We start from the raw sequence: 18,401 nt of genomic DNA on the forward strand, positions 1-18,401 counted from the left end.
CGCCGACCAAGGCCATGACTGAAACCACCGCTCGCATCATTCCCCTGCAGGTCGTGCAGGGCGACACGCCGTCCGCCGCGCCGTTGCAGGCCGGGGTCAAACAGCTGGGCGGTGACAAGATCGGCCGCTCGCCGGTGCAGTTCGCCGACGCGCCGGTGCTGCGCAAGCCGTCGTGGATCCGTGTACGGATTCCGTCGGGCAACGCCGTGCAGACGCTGAAGGCCAAGCTGCGCGAGAACCGTCTGGTGACGGTCTGCGAGGAGGCCAGCTGCCCGAACATCCACGAGTGCTTCAGTCACGGCACGGCAACGTTCATGATCCTGGGCGAAGTCTGCACACGCCGCTGCTCGTTCTGCGACGTGGCCCACGGCCGGCCCAAGCCGCCGGATGCCAACGAGCCGGCCAGCCTGGCGCAGACCGTGGCCGACATGGGCCTGAAGTACGTGGTGGTGACCAGCGTGGACCGCGACGACCTGCGCGACGGCGGTGCCCAGCACTTCGCCGACTGCATCGGGGCGATCCGGGCGACGTCGCCGAACACGCGCATCGAGGTGCTGACCCCGGACTTCCGCGGCAAGGGCCGCATGGAGCGGGCGCTGGATATCCTGGCCACCAATCCGCCGGATGTGTTCAACCACAACATCGAAACGGTGCCGGACCTGTATCGCAACGTGCGCCCGGGTGCGGATTACCAGTGGTCGCTGACGCTGCTGAAGAACTTCAAGGCGCAGCATCCGTCGATCGCCACCAAGTCCGGCATCATGCTGGGCCTGGGCGAGGACCTGGACCAGGTGCGCGCGACGATGCGCGATCTGCGTGCACACGACGTGGACATGATCACGATCGGCCAGTACCTGCAGCCGACCGCGCACCACCACCCGGTGCTGCGCTACTGGACGCCGGAGGACTACAAGGCGCTGGAGGTCTACGGCTACGAGCTGGGCTTCAGCCATGTGGCGTCCGGCCCGATGGTACGTTCGTCCTACCACGCCGACGTGCAGGCCAAGGGCGCCGGCGTCGCCTGACCGCCGACGCCACGGCGCCTCGCGGCCATCGGCCGGCCGGGCACGGCTGGCCCGGGCCAGGACACGCCGTGACCCCCATCCCCGGGGGCTCGATCGCGGCATCCCTGCCGCCAGCGGTGCTGATCCGGGGCAGCCGCCCCCGGCGTCCAGAACGCGCCGTTGCAGGCCGAACCGGCCGCGACCCCGTCAGCGTCCTGCCCCGATGTGTCTTCTCCGCGCCATTCACAATTTGCTACAGGGCCCGGTTTAGGCTGGAAATCCCTGTTGCGCCGGGTGGATGACAAACCTCGCAACTTTCGGCACTGTCGTGTGGTCTGATCCGCACGCAGTCTTCTCCCTGGCAAGGTGCCACGAGCTCGTCCATGAAATTCAAAGCCCCCGCATTCCTGTTGGCCCTGGCGCTCACCGCGCCGCTGGCGCTGGCCGCATACGCCGACTCGCCGGCGCTGCCGTCGGCGGCCACCGCCGACCAGGCGACCACCTCCAAGCTGGTCTATGGCCTGTTGTCGGACAGCCGTTACGCCTATCGGCCGCGGGCACTGGATACGGCCACCTCCAAGGACGTGTTCAAGCGCTATCTGGAAGCGCTGGATGGCAGCAAGCAGTTCTTCACCCAGGCCGACGTCACCCGCTTCGCGCCGTTCGAAGCGAACATCGCCACGGCGATCCGCGGCGGCGAGCTGGAGCCGGCGTTCCAGGTGTTTGCCGTGTACAAGCAGCGCGTCGGCGAACGCGTGGCGTATGCGCGCAAGCTGCTCAAGCAGGAGTTCGACTTCAGCACCCAGGACCGCTTCGAGTACGACCGCAAGGACGTGCCGTGGGCGGCCAGCGATGCCGAACTGGACGAGCTGTGGCGCAAGTCGGTCAAGAACGACTGGCTGCGCCTGAAGCTGGCCGGCAAGCCCGCCGCCGAGATCCGCAAGACGCTGGACAAGCGCTACGCCACGCTGGAAAAGTCGGTCAATGAGTTGAAGGGCGAGGACGTGTTCCAGTTCTTCCTCAATTCCTACACCAGTGCCGTCGATCCGCACACCGATTACTTCACCCCGCGCACGGCCGAGAACTTCAACCAGGCCATGTCGCTGTCGCTGGAAGGCATCGGCGCGCAGCTGCAGCGCCAGGACGACATGGTGGTGATCCGCGAGATCATTGCCGGCGGTCCGGCTGCGGTGAACGGCACGCTCAAGCCGGGTGACCGCATCGTCGGTGTCGGCCAGGGCAAGTCCGGTCCGCTGGAGGATGTGATCGGCTGGCGCATCGATGACGTGGTGGCCAAGATCCGCGGCAAGAAGGACACACAGGTACGCCTGGAATTCATCCCGGCCGAAGAGGGTGTGGACGGCAAGCATCACACGCTGGTGCTGACCCGCCAGAAGGTGCGCCTGGCCGAACAGGCCGCCAAGGGCGAGACCCTGACCATTCCCGGCAAGGACGGCGAGCCCGCGCGCAAGGTCGGCGTGATCAAGCTGCCGACCTTCTACCAGGACTTCGAAGGCCGTCGCCGCAACGCGGCCGACTATGCCTCGGCGACCCGCGACGTGGCCAAGCTGCTGGCCGGCTTCAAGGCCGACAAGCTCGACGGCGTGGTGCTGGACCTGCGCAACAACGGTGGCGGTTCGCTGGACGAGGCGATCGAACTGACCGGCCTGTTCATCGAACAGGGCCCGGTGGTGCAGGTGCGCGAATCCGGCGGCCGCGTCACCGTCAACAGCGACCGCAGCGCAGCGGTGGCCTGGGACGGTCCGATGGCGGTGCTGATCAACCGCGGGTCGGCCTCGGCCTCGGAGATCTTCGCCGGCGCCATCCAGGACTATGGGCGTGGCCTGGTGATCGGTGAAACCACCTTCGGCAAGGGCACGGTGCAGAACATCGTGGACCTGGACCGCTGGCCGAGCGGAGAAACCCAGCGCTTCGGCCAGGTCAAGCTGACCATCGCGCAGTTCTTCCGCGTCAGCGGCAGCAGCACCCAGCACAAGGGCGTGGTCCCGGATCTGGCCTTCCCGGCCAGCGTGGATGCCAGCGAGTACGGCGAGAGCACCTACGACAACGCCCTGCCGTGGACCCGCATCGCCGCCGTGCCGCACACCCAATACGGCAATTTCGGCCCGCTGCTGCCCAAACTGGAAACCCGCCATGCCGCGCGCATCGCCGCCGACAAGGAATTCCAGTGGTGGAATGAAGACGTGGCACAGTTCCGCGCCGAGGCGGCCAAGAAGTACGTGTCGCTCAATGAAGGCGAGCGCCGTGCCGAACGCGAGAAGCAGGACGCCCAGCGCAAGCAGCGCCAGGCCATCCGCAAGGAACTGGGCCTGGATCTGGACCCGCTGGCCGACGACAGCAACGATGACGGTCTGACCGGCAACGAGCGCGACATCGTCAAGGATGCCGCGCGCGAGAAGGCTGCCGAGAAGCGTCCGGACCCGCTGCTGCGCGAATCGGCCTCGATCCTCGCCGACGCGGTGAACCTGCTGGAAGCCGACCGCCCGCTGTCGGCGCAGGTGCTGCCGCAGTCCACGGCCGTGGGCCGCTGGGCCGATTGACGACGAAGGGGAGCGCCCGGCGGTGGCCGGCTGCTCTCCGTCCCGTCACAGACACCCCGCGCGCGAGCCGACCAACGGTCGGCTCCACTGCGGGCTGCGCCGGTGAATGGGGGCGCAACGCGGGGAACGGGATGCGTGCCGTGTAAACCTGGCGCTTACGCGGGCAGGACTATGCTGGGCGGGTCTGATCCTGCAGGAGCGTCCATGCGGCTGTACCACGCACTTCCGGCCGGCCTGCTGGCCGCGTCCGTCCTGACCGCCTGCGGTGGTCGCGCCGCCGACAGCACGCTGCTCCGCGAATCCTTCGATTCCGGGGATACCTATTCGCGCAGCGTACCCGGTGATGCGGCGCATGCCTGTGAGGCGGCGCGGCGCACGCTGCTGAGCCAGGGCTATGCCATTGCCCGCGCCGGCAGCGATGCCGTGGAAGGCAACAAGAACTTCCAGCCGCGCGAAGACGAACACGAGCAGCTGGTGCTGCGCATTTCCTGTGCGCCGCGCGACGACCAGGCGCTGGTATTCGTCAGCGCGGTGCAGGACCGTTATGCGCTGAAAAAGAGCCCGACCTCGGCGAGCGTCGGCGTCGGCGCCATCGGCTCGGTGTCGCTGCCGTTCGGCAGCAACGACGACTCGCTGGTGAAGGTGGCCAGCAGCACCGTGCAGGACGCCGATTTCTACAAGCGCTTCTTCGACCGCCTGCAGCAGTACCTGCCTGCGGCAGCGGCCGCGCCCCCGCCGGCCCCGGTCGAGCCGGTGCCGGCACCGCGCCCTGCGGCGCCCCCCACCCCCGAACCGGCGCCATCGCCGGTGCCGGCAGCGGAGAGTCCGGCGGACGCGGGCTGAGCGGGCGCATCGGATGAACGTGCGGATGCCCAGGTGCGCGCTGCTGCGGGCCCTGCTGCTGGCAGGTCTGCTCGGGCCGTCCTTGGCCTCGGGCCAGTCTGGCGGGTGCGCGCAGGCGCTGCTGACCGAACTGGGGTGGCGCATCGACGTGGCCGATATTGCCGAGCCCGTCGTGCACGGTGGCCCGGTCTGCGAGCGCGCCGACCTCGCCCAGGCGCAGGCCGCCGGCGACCTGCGCGTGCAGATCCCCGCGCGCTGGAGCGAGGCCCAGCGTGACAGCGTGCTGCAGGACCTGTTCGAGGACCCGGCCACGGTCTGCGCCTATGCGTTTCCGCTGGGCCAGGCCGCGAGACGTGCCGCCACCCGCCTGGAGGCGAACGACGGCTTCCGCTTTTCCGCGCTGCAGCTCGGCTGGATCGGCTTCGGCGCGCGTGGCGCGCAGGCGCAGGGATGGGCGGGTTTCCGCAGCTTCGGCCGCGGCTACCAGCCGGCGGCCGGCAACAGCGCGGCGCTGGACGCGTTCTACACCGGCCGCGTACGCGCCGAATGCGGGGTAGGGCGCCAGGTGGCCCAATTGGCGACCCAGCGCGAGCTGTACGGCGATGCCGCCTTCGATGCGGAGTTCGCTCCGGGTGAGCTGTCGATCGGGACCTTCCTGACCCTGCACCAGACCGACAGCATCCTGCTGGGCCGGCATGCCGGCCGGTTCTTCGCCGACGGCAAGGCGCGACGGACCGCGCAGCGCGGGCGGCAGGCATTCGTTGGCGCACCGGGATTCATCGAACACGTGTTCGACCGCCAGTATCTGGACGACATCAACAACCAGGCCGAGAACTTCATGGTGGTGGACGTCGGCGATGCGGCGGCGCGCGCGCTGCGCACGCACGGCGGCTTTGCCCACTACGACGCGGTCAACCGACGCATCTGGACGCTGGCCACGCAGTTGCCCGGTCCTGGCCCACGCCGCTTCGAGCGGCTGCTGATCGAGCGTGACCCGATCGCGCGGCGGGAGGTGCCGGAGGAGAAGCGGGCGCTGCTGGCTGAACTGGACGCCCTGCTGGACGATCCGTTCTACCGGGAGTTCCTGATTTATGTGCACCCACGCGGTATACGTCCCATCGGGTATCACGTGGCCCGCCTGCTCGACCGCAATCCGCGCACACCGTTCGCGATCGAGCTGGGGCTGCACAACCTGCATACCACGCTGTACCGGCGCTGGATCGACGCACGCCTGCGGCAGTGCGCGGCCGGGGTGCCGGCTCCCCACACGAATTCGCAAGCTGAGCAAAGGTGATCGATGGACATTGCAATGATTGGACTGGGGCGCATGGGCGCCAACATGGCCGAACGGCTGCAGCGCGGTGGGCACCGCGTGATCGGCGTGGACCCCGGTGAAGGCGCGCGTGCCAGCGCGGCCGCACGCGGGATCGAGGTCACCGCGGCGGTCGCCGATGCGCTGGCCGCCTTGCCGGTGCCGCGCGTGGTGTGGCTGATGGTGCCGGCCGGCGAGGTGGTGGACCAGACGCTGGCGTCGCTCGCCCCGCACCTGGCCGAGGGCGATGTAGTCATCGACGGCGGCAATTCGTACTACAAGGATTCCATGCGCCGCGCCACGCAGCTGCTGGCCGACGGTGTGACCTACCTGGACTGCGGGACCAGCGGGGGGGTGTGGGGCCTGCAGGAGGGCTACAGCCTGATGATCGGCGGCGATGCGGCGGCCGTGGAGCGCGTCGGCGCGATCTTCCGCACGCTCGCGCCGGCGGCCGACCGCGGCTGGGCGCATGTGGGTCCCAGCGGTGCCGGCCACTTCTGCAAGATGGTCCACAACGGCATCGAGTACGGCATGATGCAGGCCTACGCCGAAGGCTTCGCGCTGATGCAGCACAAGTCCGAGTTCAACCTGGATCTGGCCGAGGTCGCCAGGGCCTGGCAGCACGGCAGCGTGGTGCGCTCCTGGCTGCTCGACCTGAGCGCCGATGCCTTGGGCCGCAACCCGCAGCTGGACGGCATCGCGCCGTACGTGGAGGACTCCGGTGAAGGCCGCTGGACCGTGGCCGAGGCGATCGACCTGGACGTGCCGGCGCCGGTGATCACGCTGTCGCTGCTGGAGCGCCTGCGTTCGCGTGACAAGAACTCCTTCAGCGACCGCCTGCTGGCGGCGATGCGCAACGAGTTCGGTGGCCACGCCATCCACCCGAAGGGGTGAGCCGGCGGTTCACTCCAGGGCGATGCGCGCGCCGTGCGCGGCGCTGCGCTGGCCGGCATCGAGCAGGCGCATCACCTTCATCACCTGCGCGGCGGTGACCGGCGGTTCGCCCTGGCCCAGCATCGCGTCGCGGAAGGCGGCGTAGCAGGCGCGGTAGTCGCCCGGCAGGTTGTCCACGCTGCTGCGGTGCGCGTGCCCTTCGGCATCGACCACCACCCGGTGTCCATGCACCGGGTCGATGCCCCAGCCCGGGGCACCGGGCGCGATGCCGCGGCGCAACTGGTCTTCCTGCACATCGCGCCCTTCCTTGACCCAGCTGCCGGCGCTGCCATGCACGGCAAAGCGCGGCGTGCCGGCGGCCACCAGCGAGCCGGCGTGCAGAATCGCGCGGTGTCGCGGGTAATGCAGCACGGCATGGACGTAGTCGTCGCTGCGCGCGTGCGCGCGCTGCGCCAGCAGATCCACGCTGATCGCCTGCGGCCAGCCGAACAGCTGCAGCATCTGGTCGAGCAGGTGCGGGCCCAGGTCCATCCACAACCCGGCACCGGGGCCGTCGCCTTCGCGCCAGCGGTCGCGTACCTGCGGCCGGTATCGGTCGAAATGCGAGTGGCACTCGGCGATCTCGCCCAGACAGCCTTCGGCCACCTGCTGGCGCAGGGTCAGGAAATCGGCGTCGTAGCGGCGGTTGTGGAATACGGTGATGACGCGCTCGGCGGCGAGCCCCGCCTGCAGCAGGGCGTCGGCCTCGGCCACCGACAGCGCGAACGGCTTGTCCACCAGTACATGCTTGCCTGCGGCCAGCGCGGCATGGGCCAGCGGCGCGTGGGTGTCGTTCGGCGTGGCGATCACCACGCCATCCACCGCGGGATCATCGAACAGCTGCTGCGGATCGGCGCAGATGCGCACGTCGGTGAACTCGCGCAGCAGTTGGTCGCGCCGCGAACTGGCAATGCCGTGCAGCACCAGGCCGGGCGTGTGCCGGATCAACGGTGCATGGAACACACGTCCGGCCAGTCCGTAGCCGATCAGCCCGATATTCAACGCGGTGGCCATGTCGCACTCCACGAAGCAGGGGGAATGCAGAGCGTACCGGCTGCGCATGACGCACGGAAATCTGAACGGCGGTGCAGGAAGCTGAGCGGTTCACAGCAGCGTTATGCCGCGGCGACGTGCTGCACACGGCGCTGCATCGACACTGGGCCCACCAACCCGCAGGAGACATCCGAGATGACCCTTACTACCCGTAATCTGCTTGCTGCTTCGCTGGCCTTCGGTATGGTGCTGGGCACGTCCTCGGTCATGGCCAAGACCCCACCCAAGAGCACCGACGCGGCGGCGATGACCCATGCCGACACCCATGACTCCGCCGAACCGGTGACCGACAGCTGGATCACCACCAAGGTCAAGGCCGACCTGCTGACCAGCAAGAACGTCCCCGGCACCGAAGTGAAGGTGGAGACCGTCAACGGTGTTGTCACCCTCAGTGGCACCGTGGCCAGCCAGGCAGAGCATGACAAGGCCGTCCGCGTGACCCAGGGCATCAAAGGCGTCAAGCGCGTCGATGCCAGCGCACTGAAGGTGGCCGCTGCCCGCTGATTGGCCGGTACATCCCCGCACCCGAGGGGGCGCGCCATCCGGCGCGCCCTTTTTTATGCGTTCATCAGCCCGGTCCACCACCGTATTCACACATGGGCTGCGGTATATTGGCCATTCCGCCACCGCAGGTGTGGCGCGCTTGACGGCCTGCCGCGGGTGCGCATGGCCAGTCACGGCACAGTGAGCTGACGAGGGACTATGGCACTGGTTTTCAGTGATGAAATCTGGGATCGCTGGCGCTTGCCAGCACTGGGACTGGCGGCGATCGCCATCATCGTGGTGCCGTGGCTGACGCAGCGCAAGCTGCAACAGGAAAACGCCAATGCGATGGAGTGGGTGAGTCATACCCAGCAGGTGGGCGTTGCGCTGTACCAGCTGCAGGCCGACGTCCGCGACGTGGAATCGGCCGCGCTGACGATGTCCAAGGGCATCGACGCGCCCGGGCTGCGCGAGCGCATGGCCCAGACCAACGACATCCCCACCCGGTTGTCCAAGTTGGCGATGCTGACCCAGGACAACCCCGACCAGCTGGTGCGCATCGGCCGCATCGAGTCCATGCTGGAACGGCGCATGGAGCTGGCCAAACAGTTGGCGCGCTCCTCGCCGACCTCCGACCAGCGCCAGCTGGTTCAGGACATGACCACCCGCTACCCGATCCGCAACCTGGTCGAAGACCTGCAGAAGCACGAGGAGAATCTGCTCGCCCAGCGGACCGCGAACCTCGTCAAGCAACAGCGGCAGAGCGACATTATCTCGTGGAGCGCGCTGATCGTGCAGCTGCTGCTGCTGGGCCTGGTGCTGTGGCTGCTGCACCGGCAGATCGGCCACCGCCTCAATGCCGAACGGCAGTCGCTGCGCTCGGCCGCACGCGCGGCCTCGGTGCTGCATACGGTGCGCGAACCCATCGTGCTGCTGGATCGCCAGCTGCGCGTGCAGATGCACAACCCGGCCTTTGCCGAGCTGTACGGTCTGGATGAGGCCGATTCGCCCGACGGCATGGCGCTGGACACCGTCGGCGATGGCGCCTGGAAGGACGCGGTGGTGCGCCAGCGCCTGACCGATGTGCTGGTGCGTGGCCGCGAACTGTGGGACTACGAACACGAGCAGCGCACGGCGGACGACGTGTCGCGCACGATGCTGATCAACGCGCGGCGCATGCCGCTGCCGGACAAGGACGACGAAGTCGTCCTGATGACCGTCAGCGATGTCACCGTGCAGCGTGCGGTACAGCAGCGCGTGGAGGAACTGAACCGCCAGCTGGAAGGCAAGGTCGAGCAGGTGTCGGAGGTCAATCGCGAACTGGAAGCATTCAGCTATTCGGTCTCGCATGATCTGCGCGCGCCGTTGCGGCATGTCGCCGGCTTCTCGGACAAGCTCACCCGCCACCTGGGCGAGGAGGCCGACGAGAAGACCCAGCATTACCTCGGGGTGATTTCCAACTCGGCGCGGCGCATGGCCGCGCTGATCGACGACCTGCTGGTCTACTCGCGCCTGGGTCGGGCGGCGATGCGCCTGCAGGCGGTGGACATGCAGTCGCTGGTTGCCGACACCCGCTCGATGCTGGACGCCAACCTGCAGAGCGAAGCCGAGGCCAGCGGCGTCCAGCGGCAGGTTGAGTGGTCGATCGCCCCGCTGCCGATCATCGTTTCCGACGAGAACATGATGCGGCAGGTCTGGCTGAACCTGTTGGGCAACGCAATCAAGTATTCTTCCACCCGGGATCCGGCGCGGATCGAGATCGACTACAAGCTGCAGCCCGATGGCAGCCACCTGTTCTCGGTACGCGACAACGGCGCCGGCTTCGACATGGCCTACGCCGGCAAGCTGTTTGGCGTGTTCCAGCGGCTCCACAAGGCCAGCGACTACCCAGGTACGGGCATCGGCCTGGCCAGCGTGCGCCGCGTGCTGACCCGGCACGGTGGCCGCATCTGGGCCGAGTCGGTGGTCGACCAGGGCGCCACGTTCCACTTCCTCCTTCCTCCTGCACTCGACGCAATCAACAAGGGCTCTGCCGCATGACCGCACTCCGTACCATCCTCCTTGCCGAGGACAGCCCTGCCGACGCCGAGATGGCGGTCGACGCGCTGAAAGAAGCCCGCCTGGCCAATCCGATCGTGCACGTCGAAGACGGCGTCGAAGCGATGGACTACCTGCTGCGTCGTGGCGCCTTCGCCAACCGCGAGGAAGGTCTGCCGGCGGTGCTGCTGCTGGACATCAAGATGCCGCGCATGGACGGCCTGGAAGTGCTGCGCGAAATCCGCAGCACCGACGAGCTCAAGCGCCTGCCGGTGGTGATCCTGTCCTCCTCGCGCGAGGAGAGCGATCTGGCCCGCAGCTGGGACATGGGCGTGAACGCCTACGTCGTCAAGCCGGTGGACGTGGATCAGTTCTTCGGCGCAGTGCAGACCCTGGGCAAGTTCTGGGCCGTCATCAACCAGGCTCCGGAACTCGAGTAATCCCATGCCGCTGACCGGCCCTGCGTTGGGTGCACTGCGTGTCCTGCTGATCGAAGACTCGCCGGAAGACGCTGAACTGATGTGCGAGCAGATGCTCGATGCCGGCCTTGAGGCCAGTTTCGAGCGGGTCGAGAGCGCCGATGAACTGCGCGAGGCGCTGGAGCGCTTCCTGCCGGACATCGTGCTCTCGGACCTGAGCATGCCCGGCTTCTCCGGCAACGAGGCCCTGCAGATCGTGCGCGCCACCTGCCCGGATGTACCGTTCATCTTCGTGTCCGGCACGATGGGTGAGGAAAACGCGGTGGCGGCCCTGCACCAGGGCGCCAACGACTACATCATCAAGCACCATCCGGCGCGACTGCCGTCGGCGGTGGCCCGCGCCGTGCGCGAGGCGCGCAGCGGCATCGAACGCCAGCGCGTGGAAGCCGAGCTGATGCGCGCCCAGCGGCTGGAAAGCCTGTCGCTGCTGGCGGCCGGGCTGAGCCACGACCTGCGCAACATCCTGCAGCCGCTGCTGATCATGCCGGACCTGCTCAAGGCCCGCACCGAGGACCCGCAGCTGCACCACCTGGCCGACGTGATCGCCGAGTGCGGCCGGCGCGGCCACGAGATGGCCGAGTCGATGCTCTCCTTCGTACGTGGCTCGCGCAAGCCGAGCGAGCACATCTGCATCGCCCATCTGTTCGAGGCGGTCGAGCTGCTGCTGCGCAGCAACCTCCCCGACAAGGTGACCCTGCAGCTGGACGTGGCCGAGGAAGGCCTGGCGGTGGATGCCAACTACACCGAACTGCAGCAGGTGCTGTTGAACCTGTCGTTGAACGCGATCCAGGCCATGCCCGGCGGCGGACGCCTGACCCTGCGCGCGGCAGCGGACCTGGACGGGAAGGGCGAGGACTGGCTGCGCATCTCGGTGACCGACGAAGGCACCGGTATGGACGCCGACACCCTGTCGCACCTGTTCAATCCGTTCTTCACCACCAAGGCCAACGGCACCGGTCTGGGCCTGATTTCGTGCAAGCGCATCGTCGAAGGCGCGCACGGCAGCATCCATGTGGACAGCGTCCCCGGCGTGGGTACCCGCTTCGACCTGCTGCTGCCGATGCAGGAGCTGGCGGCCCCCCACGAGGCCATCGACGGGCCGATCGCTGCCGGTGCCGGCCAGTCGATTCTGGTGGTGGACGGCGAGGCCACGCGCCTGTCCCTGCTCGGCAACGCATTGTCCAGCCAGGGCTACCACCTGCAGTTGGCCTCCGACGGTGCGGCCGCGCTGCGCTGGATGCAGCAGGAGGCGATGCCGGCGCTGGTGATCGCCGATGCCGGCTCCAAGCTGCTCTCGGCCAGCCATCTGCTCGGCGAGATGGCGTCGCTTGGCTATCGAGGGCCGGCGCTGGTGCTGGAAGAAGCCGACGTGACCGTGCCGCTGGCGGTGTTCCCGCCGTCCATCAACGTGCACGTGCTGCGCAAGCCGCTGGAAATGCAGCAGGTGTTCCGCTCGGTGGCCGAGGCGCTGGAGACGGCGTAAGGGCGTCTGCAAGGGCGTACCGGCCAGCGGCCGGTACCTGCATCAGTGTTCCCAGGGAAACGCCGGCAGGCTGGCAACGGCCTGCTCGAGTTTGTGCGACCAGCTGCCGTGGATTTCGGCATACAACGGCGAATCGCCGGCCAGCCGCATGCGCTGGCTGATGCGCAGGTCGCCGTCGCGGATCAGTACCAGGTCCATCGGCAGGCCCACCGACAGGTTTGAGCGGATGGTCGAATCCAGCGACACGATCGCGGTGCGCGCCGCGTCTTCCAGGCGGGTCTGCGGGCGCAGGATGCGGTCCAGAATCGGCTTGCCGTACTTGGACTCGCCGATCTGCAGGAACGGGGTTTCCGGCGAGGCCGCGATGGCGTTGCCCAGCGGGTAGATCATGTACAGGCCCGGGTGCTCGCCGGCGATCTGTCCGCCCAGGATCAGGGTGGCGTGGGTGACGATGCCATCGTGGCCGGCGTCCTGCGAGGTGGCATTGACCTGGCTGTCGACCAGCACGCGGCCAACATACTCGGCGACCTCGAACAGGTGCCGGTACGCCCGCAGGTTTTCCGCGCGCTGCTCCTCCACGTCCCGGCGCAGCCGCGAGATCAGCAGCTGGGTGGTGGCCAGGTTGCCGGCGGCCATGATCACCAGGGCCGCTTCGCCCGGAAACTCGAACTCATGCAGCTTGCGGTGGACGCGGACATCATCCAGCGAGGCGTTGGTGCGGGTATCGGCGGCGAAGACCAGGCCTTCGTTCACCTCGATGCCGACGCAATAGGTCATGTCGGTGTCCTATGATGTGCACCCCGATTCTATGCGGTGGCCGTGACGGCACCATGTGGATTCGCCCCACGCACGCTGAATACCATGACCACTGCGCTCCTGAGCCTGGGCAGCAACCTGCAGCCGCAACAGCATCTTCACGCCGCGGTGGAGGCCCTGCGCGCGCGCTTCGGCGACATCCGCGTCTCCCCGGCCTACCGGACGGCGGCCGTCGGCTTCGACGGTCCGGCATTCCTCAACAACGCGGTGGTGATCGAGACCGACCTGCCGCTGGACGCGCTGGATGCCTGGCTGCACGCGCTGGAAGACGCCCACGGGCGTGATCGCAGCGGCCCCCGTTTCAGCGACCGGACCCTGGACATCGACGTGGTGTTCTATGGCGACCTGATCGTGGAAGGGCCCGGCCACCTGCGCATTCCGCGCCCCGAGCTCAAGCACGCGTTCGTGCTCAAGCCGCTGGCCGACATCGCCCCGGACTTCATCGACCCGGTCAGCGGGCTGGACCTGGCGACGCTGTGGCGGGCACATGGGCAGCACCACGACCGCTTCGAGGAAGTGGCGCTGTAGGGCCGGCCGCTGACCGGCACCCATGTCAGGTGAGCTGGCGGCCGCCATCCACACGCAGGGTGTGGCCGGTGATGAACGGGGCGTCGCTGACCAGCCAGTACACGGCTTCGGCGATCTCCTCCACGGTGCCGGTGCGGGCCAGTGGCGTGCGGGCCAGCAGCGCCTGCTGCGCGAAATCGTCCTTGCCCTGCTCGGGCCAGAGGATCGCGCCGGGCGCCACCGCGTTGACCCGGACCTTGGGGGCCAGTTCCAGCGCCAGTGACCGGGTGACCATTTCCAGTGCCGCCTTGGCCGCGCTGTAGACCGGATGGTCGCGCATCGGCTGGGTACCGTGCAGATCGGTCAGGTTGACGATGCTGCCCTGGTGGCGGCGCAGCTGCGGCGCGGCGGCCTGGGCCAGCAGCAGCGGCGCGCGCGCGTTGACCGCGAACAGGTCGTCCCAGTGCTCGGCGGTGATCTGGCCGAGCAGGGTGGGGTAGAAGTTGGAGGCGTTGTTGACCAGCGCGTCGAGCCGCCCGAACTGCGCCACGGTCTGCTCGACCAGGTCGGGCAGGGCGTCGGCATCGCGCAGGTCGGCCTGCAGGGCCAGCACGCTGCCCGGGCGCAGCATGTCCAGGTCGAAGGCCATCTGCTGCAGCTCGGCGGTGGAGGTATGGGCGTGCAGCACCACCGACCAGCCGCAGGCATGGAACTGGCGGGCGATGGCCGCGCCGATCCGGCGCGCACTGCCGGTGATCAGCGCCACGGGCGCGGTGTCGGTCATCGGGGGTAACTCCCTGCTCGGCTATGCTGTGCATTGTCACCGCAATCGCCCGCGCCATGCATTCCCCACTGCCCCTTCCCGAGTCCGACGCCCTGGCCCACAGCGAGACGCTGGCCGCCGCCCTGCGTGAGGAAATCCTCGCCAATGGCGGTGCCATGCCGTTCGCGCGCTTCATGGAGCTGAGCCTGTACGCCCCCGGGTGGGGCTACTACAGCGCCGGCGCCAGCAAGTTCGGCAGCGCCGGCGATTTCACCACCTCGCCGGAAATCGGCTCGTTGTTCGCCGCCACCGTGGCCAACGCGGTCGCGCCGGTGATGCAGCAGCTTGGCCCGCAGGCGCGGTTCCTGGAACTGGGCGGCGGCAGCGGCGCGTTCGCCGAGATCCTGCTCAAGCGCATGCTGGAGCTGGATGCGCTGCCGGACCGCTACGCGATCCTGGAGCCCAGCGCGGACCTGCGCGAGCGCCAGCGCGAACGCCTGGAAAAGGCGCTGGTACCGCCGCTGTTCGCGCTGGTGGAATGGCTGGACGGGCCGTTCGACGACGACTGGGACGGCATGGTGTTCGCCAACGAGGTGATCGATGCGCTGCCCACGCCGCGCTTCCTGGCCAAGGACGGCATGATTTACGAGGAAACCGTGGAGCTGGACGCGCAGGGCGCCTTCGTGCGCGGTGCGCAGCCGGCCGACGCGCTGCTCGGTGCGGCCGTGCGGCACGTGGAGGCCTACCGCGAAAAGCCCTTCGCCGACGGTTACCGGTCCGAGCTGCTGCCGCAGCTGCCGTACTGGATCCAGGCGGTGGCCGGCGGCCTCAAGCGTGGCGCGATGCTGTTCGTGGATTACGGCTATCCGCGCATCGAGTTCTACCAGGACGAGCGCGACGACGGCACGATGCGCGCGTTCTACCGCCACCACGTCCACAACGATGTCTACCGCTGGCCGGGCCTGCAGGACCTGACCGCGTCGGTGGATTTCACCGCGCTGGCCGAGGCCGGCACCGGGGCGGGGTTCGAGCTTGCCGGCTACTGCACGCAGGCCAGTTTCCTGCTCGGCAACGGCCTGGACGGGCTGCTGGAGAAGGCGGAGGCGCGCACCGACGAGATAGGGCGCGTGCGCCTGCGCGACCAGGTCAAGAAACTCACCCTGCCCACAGAAATGGGTGAGCGCTTCCAGGTGATGGGCTTCCAGCGCGATGTGACGTTCGAGGCCGCATTCCTGCTCGGCGACCTGACCTGGCGCCTGTGAGGTGGCAGGCATCGTCGTGTTGAAGCCATTGCGCTGGCCGCGGGTGTGGCTGGCGCTGTGGTGGCTGGCGATCCTGGTCACGGTCACTGTGTGCCTGATCCCGCCACCGCCGTTGGCGTTGCCGGAGAACAGCGACAAGGTCGAGCACTTCCTGGCGTATTTCCTGCTGGCTTCGGCGGCGGTCCAGATCTACCGGCCACGTGCGCCACTGGCATGGGCAGCGGTGGGCCTGGTTGGCCTGGGCATCGGCATTGAAGTCGCGCAGGGTGCATTGACCCGCGACCGCATGGCCGACCCGATGGATGCGCTGGCCAACAGTCTTGGCGTGTTGGCCGGTATGGCGCTCGCGTTCACCCCGCTGCGCGATCTGCTGGTCCGCCTGCGCGGGTAAGCCACCGCACCCATCGCAGGTCGTGCCGGCCAGCGGCCGGCACGACCCCTTTGGGGTGAACCCTACTTCGGCAGCAGGGTCAGTTCGTCCAGTACCCACATCGTCGGCCGGGTGTCGCCGGTGAAGCGCACGCACAGGTTCTGCGTGCCCTTGAGCGAACGCGGCAGCGCGGCCTCCAGGGTGATGAAGCCGTCCTTGCCCGGTACGGCGGGCAGCGGCACGGTCGCCAGCGGGGCGCCATCGCACTGGCCGTTGAGGATGTCCATCTCGCCGTGCGCGCTGCGCGCAGGGCTGAATCGGCGCTGCGGCTCGTCGTGGGCAAGCTGGAAGTAGTACGGAATCTGGCCGGCACGCACGCGCAGGCGCGCGATGCCGTCCAGGTCCGCGTCCTGCCAGAACCAGCACGGATTGAAGATGTTGACGTTGAAGATCGCCCGCGCGCCGTCGGCCGGGCCGTCGTCTTCCAGCCGCAGCAGCAGCTTGCCTTCGCCCGGGCACAGCGCCAGGTGCTCATCGGTGCGGCTGAGCAGCGAGGCGGCGGTGATATCGAAGCGGCTGGCCGCACGGGCCAGCGCCTTGCCGTCGAAGAAGGCGGCCGCCTGCAGCGCGACCGGCAGCGGCTGCTGCAGGGGCGTGCTGTAGCGCGGCGACTGTGGCGTGACCGCGCTGCCATCGGTGCTGTAGCGGATCTCGTAGCCCAGCGGATTGCGCAGCGTGAGTGTGGCGGTGCCGGCCTTGCGGTCGTCGCGGGTGTCCAGTTCCACCTCGAACGGGGTCTGCGCGTAGGCGATCCCCATCGCCTGCCAGCGTTGCAGCTGGGTCGGCAGACGTGCGAGGAAGTCGCCGTAGTCGCGGCGTTCACGCGGCGACCAGCCGGTTTCGGCCACGGCGGCCAACCGCGGGAACAGGTTGTGCTGCAGGCGCGCGTAGCTGCGCGTGTGCTCGGTGAACATGTTGGCCTGCAGGCCGAGGATGTGCTGCTGCTTGTCGCGCGCCAGCGCGTCGGGGACCGGCTCGAAGCCGTACACGCGCGCCAGCGGCGTGGTCAGCGGGCGGCCCGGCGGTTCGTTGTCCGAGGTGGTCTGCAGGTAGTCCATGTACATGTCGGTGACCGGCGACATGATCACGTCATGCCTTTCGCTGGCGGCCTTCAGGCCCCCCTCGGTGCCGCGCCACGACATCACCGTGGCCTCCGGCGGCAGGCCGCCTTCGAGGATCTCGTCCCAGCCGATCAGGCGGCGGTCGTGCTGTTCCAGGTACTTCTCCAAGCGCTTGATCAGATGGCTCTGCATCTCCATCTCGTCGCCCACGCCAAGCGCGCGCATGCGGGCCTGCACCCGGGCCGAGGCTTTCCACTGGTCCTTGACCGCTTCATCGCCGCCCACATGCACGTACTTGGCGGGGAAAAGCGCGATCACTTCCTCCAGCACGTTCTCCAGGAATCGGAACGTGCTTTCCTCGGTGTTGAACAGGTTCGGGAACACGCCCCATTCGCTCAGTGGCGTGAGCGGGGTATCCAGCGTGCCCAGTTCGGGGTACGCGGCAATCGCGGCGGTGGCATGGCCGGGCACGTCGATTTCCGGAATCACCTGGATGTGGCGCGCGGCCGCATAGGCGATGACCTCGCGGATCTGGTCCTGGGTGTAGAACCCGCAGTACGGGCGCGGCGCGCCGGTGGCCGGATCGCGGCCGCCGTCGCCGGCAGGAATGCGGCAACTGCCGACCCCGGTCAGCTTCGGGTAGCGCTTGATTTCCATGCGCCAGCCCTGGTCGTCGGTGAGATGCCAGTGGAAGGTATTGAGCTTCTGTTCGGCCATCGCGTCGAGCACGCGCTTGATCTCGTCCAGGCTCTGGAAGTGGCGTGCCGAATCGAGCATCAGCCCGCGCCAGCTGAAGCGCGGGGCATCGTCGATGCGCAGCGCCGGCACAGTGCCACCCGCGCCCGTGGTAGCCAGCTGTGACAGGGTCGCCGCACCGTAGAACAGGCCTGCTTCGGTGGCGGCCTGCACGGTCACGCCGGTGCTGCCGGTGCGCAGCTGATAGCCTTCCGCGCCGGTCTTGAGCGCCTTGTCGAGCACGAAGCGCACGCCCTCCTTGCCGCGGCCCGCCTGCACCTGCAGCGCCGGGCCACCGCTGTCGCGCAGCAGGGTGGTGAACTGCCCCGCGACGCGCCGCGCGGCATCGCCCTCGGCATGGACCGGCGTCGTGGCAGTGACGGTGTAACCGGCACCGTCGATGCGTTCGACGCTGGCTGGCACGGGCATCAGCGGCAGCGAACCGGGCAGGGCGCGCGGGCCATCGGGTGCCAGGGCATCGGCGGCCTGGGCCAGCGGTGCGAGGGAAGCAGCCAGCGCGAACGTCAGCAGCGACAGCGAGGTACGACGGGTGCGGGTGAGCATCGGGTCATTCCTTTGTAGCGAATCGGGGTCCACCTGTAAAAACGGGCCCGGAGGTCCGGGCCCGTCGTTCAGGCG

At 68.4% G+C, this 18,401-nt stretch carries 16 protein-coding genes; 12 read left to right on the top strand and 4 right to left on the bottom strand.

Features of this window, described 5'->3' with window-relative positions; translation table 11 throughout:
* Positions 1 to 14: 14 nt before the first annotated feature.
* The 5 genes from lipA to gnd all read left to right on the top strand — a co-directional run bounded on the left by lipA (position 15) and on the right by gnd (position 6,614).
* Positions 15 to 1,025 (top strand): lipoyl synthase, encoded by a 1,011-nt coding sequence (gene lipA / locus OC534_RS00630; RefSeq protein WP_136005127.1) that lies wholly within the window; start codon positions 15 to 17, stop codon positions 1,023 to 1,025.
* Between the two features lie 362 nt (positions 1,026 to 1,387).
* Complete coding sequence (locus tag OC534_RS00635; protein ID WP_136005123.1) at positions 1,388 to 3,565, top strand: carboxy terminal-processing peptidase; 2,178 nt, start codon at positions 1,388 to 1,390, stop codon at positions 3,563 to 3,565.
* Positions 3,566 to 3,769: 204 nt separating this feature from the next.
* On the top strand, positions 3,770 to 4,408 hold the full coding sequence (locus OC534_RS00640; protein WP_136005120.1) for a DUF2242 domain-containing protein: 639 nt from the start codon (positions 3,770 to 3,772) through the stop codon (positions 4,406 to 4,408).
* Between the two features lie 25 nt (positions 4,409 to 4,433).
* On the top strand, positions 4,434 to 5,702 hold the full coding sequence (locus OC534_RS00645; protein WP_229296504.1) for a hypothetical protein: 1,269 nt from the start codon (positions 4,434 to 4,436) through the stop codon (positions 5,700 to 5,702).
* 3 nt (positions 5,703 to 5,705) lie between these two features.
* Entirely contained in the window at positions 5,706 to 6,614 is a 909-nt protein-coding gene (gene gnd, locus OC534_RS00650) for a phosphogluconate dehydrogenase (NAD(+)-dependent, decarboxylating) (RefSeq protein ID WP_153164785.1), read from the top strand.
* Positions 6,615 to 6,623: 9 nt separating this feature from the next.
* On the opposite strand, the gene OC534_RS00655 is transcribed toward gnd, so the two are convergent.
* Positions 6,624 to 7,667 (bottom strand): oxidoreductase, encoded by a 1,044-nt coding sequence (locus tag OC534_RS00655; RefSeq protein WP_262071207.1) that lies wholly within the window; start codon positions 7,665 to 7,667, stop codon positions 6,624 to 6,626.
* Positions 7,668 to 7,841: 174 nt separating this feature from the next.
* Here OC534_RS00655 and OC534_RS00660 point away from each other — a divergent pair, with 174 nt between their 5' ends.
* The 4 genes from OC534_RS00660 to OC534_RS00675 all read left to right on the top strand — a co-directional run bounded on the left by OC534_RS00660 (position 7,842) and on the right by OC534_RS00675 (position 12,188).
* Positions 7,842 to 8,210 carry a BON domain-containing protein gene (locus OC534_RS00660; RefSeq protein WP_017354411.1) on the top strand — a complete coding sequence of 123 codons (369 nt, stop codon included), beginning with the start codon at positions 7,842 to 7,844 and terminating at the stop codon, positions 8,208 to 8,210.
* A 198-nt stretch (positions 8,211 to 8,408) separates the two neighbouring features.
* Positions 8,409 to 10,229 (top strand): ATP-binding protein, encoded by a 1,821-nt coding sequence (locus OC534_RS00665; protein WP_017354410.1) that lies wholly within the window; start codon positions 8,409 to 8,411, stop codon positions 10,227 to 10,229.
* Positions 10,226 to 10,666, top strand: a complete 441-nt coding sequence (locus tag OC534_RS00670) for a response regulator (RefSeq protein ID WP_153164784.1) — start codon at positions 10,226 to 10,228, stop codon at positions 10,664 to 10,666. The genes OC534_RS00665 and OC534_RS00670 overlap by 4 nt, the downstream gene beginning before the upstream one ends.
* A 4-nt stretch (positions 10,667 to 10,670) precedes the next feature.
* Positions 10,671 to 12,188 carry an ATP-binding protein gene (locus tag OC534_RS00675; protein WP_017354408.1) on the top strand — a complete coding sequence of 506 codons (1,518 nt, stop codon included), beginning with the start codon at positions 10,671 to 10,673 and terminating at the stop codon, positions 12,186 to 12,188.
* Positions 12,189 to 12,230: 42 nt separating this feature from the next.
* On the opposite strand, the gene OC534_RS00680 is transcribed toward OC534_RS00675, so the two are convergent.
* On the bottom strand, positions 12,231 to 12,965 hold the full coding sequence (locus tag OC534_RS00680) for a proteasome-type protease (protein WP_017354407.1): 735 nt from the start codon (positions 12,963 to 12,965) through the stop codon (positions 12,231 to 12,233).
* Between the two features lie 84 nt (positions 12,966 to 13,049).
* Here OC534_RS00680 and folK point away from each other — a divergent pair, with 84 nt between their 5' ends.
* Complete coding sequence (folK, locus tag OC534_RS00685) at positions 13,050 to 13,532, top strand: 2-amino-4-hydroxy-6-hydroxymethyldihydropteridine diphosphokinase (protein WP_153164783.1); 483 nt, start codon at positions 13,050 to 13,052, stop codon at positions 13,530 to 13,532.
* A 25-nt stretch (positions 13,533 to 13,557) separates the two neighbouring features.
* Here folK and OC534_RS00690 read toward each other — a convergent pair whose 3' ends face one another.
* Positions 13,558 to 14,295, bottom strand: coding sequence for a pteridine reductase (locus OC534_RS00690; RefSeq protein ID WP_017354405.1), 738 nt, complete (start codon positions 14,293 to 14,295; stop codon positions 13,558 to 13,560).
* A 56-nt stretch (positions 14,296 to 14,351) separates the two neighbouring features.
* On the opposite strand from OC534_RS00690, the gene OC534_RS00695 reads away from it, so the two are divergent.
* Both OC534_RS00695 and OC534_RS00700 read left to right on the top strand, forming a co-directional pair.
* The gene (locus OC534_RS00695) at positions 14,352 to 15,536 is read left to right on the top strand and encodes an SAM-dependent methyltransferase (protein WP_262071208.1); all 1,185 of its coding nucleotides are present in this window, start codon (positions 14,352 to 14,354) and stop codon (positions 15,534 to 15,536) included.
* Positions 15,537 to 15,546: 10 nt separating this feature from the next.
* Entirely contained in the window at positions 15,547 to 15,927 is a 381-nt protein-coding gene (locus tag OC534_RS00700) for a VanZ family protein (RefSeq protein WP_246864022.1), read from the top strand.
* Positions 15,928 to 15,989: 62 nt separating this feature from the next.
* Here OC534_RS00700 and OC534_RS00705 read toward each other — a convergent pair whose 3' ends face one another.
* Complete coding sequence (locus OC534_RS00705; RefSeq protein ID WP_262071209.1) at positions 15,990 to 18,326, bottom strand: family 20 glycosylhydrolase; 2,337 nt, start codon at positions 18,324 to 18,326, stop codon at positions 15,990 to 15,992.
* Positions 18,327 to 18,401 lie beyond the last annotated feature (75 nt).

The organism is Stenotrophomonas sp. Marseille-Q5258 (assembly GCF_946900935.1).
GTDB lineage: Bacteria > Pseudomonadota > Gammaproteobacteria > Xanthomonadales > Xanthomonadaceae > Stenotrophomonas > Stenotrophomonas nematodicola.

Bases quoted from the DNA above. Each gene is read 5' to 3' on its own strand.
- OC534_RS00645 (WP_229296504.1), top strand. From the start codon at position 4,434: ATGCCCAGGTGCGCGCTGCTGCGGGCCCTGCTGCTGGCAGGTCTGCTC.
- OC534_RS00675 (WP_017354408.1), top strand. From the start codon at position 10,671: ATGCCGCTGACCGGCCCTGCGTTGGGTGCACTGCGTGTCCTGCTGATC.
- OC534_RS00635 (WP_136005123.1), top strand. From the start codon at position 1,388: ATGAAATTCAAAGCCCCCGCATTCCTGTTGGCCCTGGCGCTCACCGCG.
- OC534_RS00680 (WP_017354407.1), bottom strand. From the start codon at position 12,965: ATGACCTATTGCGTCGGCATCGAGGTGAACGAAGGCCTGGTCTTCGCC.
- OC534_RS00640 (WP_136005120.1), top strand. From the start codon at position 3,770: ATGCGGCTGTACCACGCACTTCCGGCCGGCCTGCTGGCCGCGTCCGTC.
- folK (WP_153164783.1), top strand. From the start codon at position 13,050: ATGACCACTGCGCTCCTGAGCCTGGGCAGCAACCTGCAGCCGCAACAG.
- OC534_RS00665 (WP_017354410.1), top strand. From the start codon at position 8,409: ATGGCACTGGTTTTCAGTGATGAAATCTGGGATCGCTGGCGCTTGCCA.
- OC534_RS00655 (WP_262071207.1), bottom strand. From the start codon at position 7,667: ATGGCCACCGCGTTGAATATCGGGCTGATCGGCTACGGACTGGCCGGA.
- lipA (WP_136005127.1), top strand. From the start codon at position 15: ATGACTGAAACCACCGCTCGCATCATTCCCCTGCAGGTCGTGCAGGGC.
- gnd (WP_153164785.1), top strand. From the start codon at position 5,706: ATGGACATTGCAATGATTGGACTGGGGCGCATGGGCGCCAACATGGCC.
- OC534_RS00690 (WP_017354405.1), bottom strand. From the start codon at position 14,295: ATGACCGACACCGCGCCCGTGGCGCTGATCACCGGCAGTGCGCGCCGG.
- OC534_RS00705 (WP_262071209.1), bottom strand. From the start codon at position 18,326: ATGCTCACCCGCACCCGTCGTACCTCGCTGTCGCTGCTGACGTTCGCG.
- OC534_RS00695 (WP_262071208.1), top strand. From the start codon at position 14,352: ATGCATTCCCCACTGCCCCTTCCCGAGTCCGACGCCCTGGCCCACAGC.
- OC534_RS00660 (WP_017354411.1), top strand. From the start codon at position 7,842: ATGACCCTTACTACCCGTAATCTGCTTGCTGCTTCGCTGGCCTTCGGT.
- OC534_RS00670 (WP_153164784.1), top strand. From the start codon at position 10,226: ATGACCGCACTCCGTACCATCCTCCTTGCCGAGGACAGCCCTGCCGAC.